We start from the raw sequence: 1196 nt of genomic DNA on the forward strand, positions 1-1196 counted from the left end.
GACCGGGGGAAGGACCCGCGCCCTCCCGGGCGCGGGTCCTTCCCCCGGTCTCAGACCTTAGTCCCAGGCGGCGCGACGAAGTGTCGCACCAGCGGACGCCTTTCCTACCCTTCCTTTTCAATCGCGTCTAAGCTGCTCTGCATTCGTCCCTCTCCGGCAGAGCGACGGGACACCTAACTTCACCGGCCGAACCCACTCGTCCGGATAGCGCCAGAAAGCCATACGGCCGCCTTGGAAAGCGCTCTGAAGCAGGCATCAAACTGGCGTCGCCCCTGGCCTGGCGCGTTGCAATGCCCACCCGCTTTCTCCATACTTGCCGCCGATTTTTTGTCCCTAAAAAAGTCCATTAACCGTGGAACCCCTAGCATGAGCACAGCAATCAGTCAGACTGCTTATAACTATAAGGTGGTCCGCCAGTTCGCCGTTATGACGGTGGTCTGGGGGGTCATTGGAATGGGTCTCGGTGTCCTGATCGCCGCCCAACTGGTATGGCCCGAATTGAACTTCGACCTGCCGTGGACGAGCTTCGGCCGCCTTCGCCCCCTGCACACCAACGCGGTGATCTTCGCCTTCGGTGGGTGCGCCCTCTTCGCCACCTCGTACTACGTGGTGCAACGTACCTCGCAAGCCCGACTGATTTCAGACACGCTGGCGGCCTTCACCTTCTGGGGTTGGCAGGCCGTGATCGTGGGCGCCGTGCTGACCCTGCCGCAGGGTTTCACCACCTCCAAGGAATACGCCGAACTGGAATGGCCGCTGGCCATCCTCCTGGCGATCGTCTGGATCACCTACGCGATCGTGTTCTTCGGCACCATCGTCAAGCGCAAGGTCAAGCACATCTATGTGGGCAACTGGTTCTACGGTGCCTTCATCCTGGTGACGGCGATGCTGCACATCGTCAACCACATGTCGCTGCCGGTGAGCTGGTTCAAGTCCTACTCCGCCTACTCCGGCGCCACCGATGCGATGGTCCAGTGGTGGTACGGCCACAACGCCGTGGGCTTCTTCCTGACCACCGGCTTCCTCGGCATGATGTACTACTTCGTGCCCAAGCAGGCCGAGCGTCCGGTCTATTCCTATCGCCTGTCCATCGTCCACTTCTGGGCGCTGATCTCCCTGTACATCTGGGCCGGCCCGCACCACCTGCACTACACCGCGCTGCCGGACTGGGCGCAGTCGCTGGGCATGGTGATGTC

At 61.6% G+C, this 1196-nt stretch carries 1 protein-coding gene; it reads left to right on the forward strand.

The window, feature by feature from the left end:
* Positions 1 to 366: 366 nt before the first annotated feature.
* The coding region (locus tag FFS27_RS32945) for a cbb3-type cytochrome c oxidase subunit I (RefSeq protein ID WP_079859775.1) at positions 367 to 1196 on the forward strand (830 nt) is incomplete at its 3' end.

Origin of the sequence: Pseudomonas sp. 2VD (assembly GCF_005503585.1) — a bacterium.
In the GTDB taxonomy this organism is placed as follows: Bacteria; Pseudomonadota; Gammaproteobacteria; order Pseudomonadales; family Pseudomonadaceae; genus Pseudomonas; species Pseudomonas aeruginosa.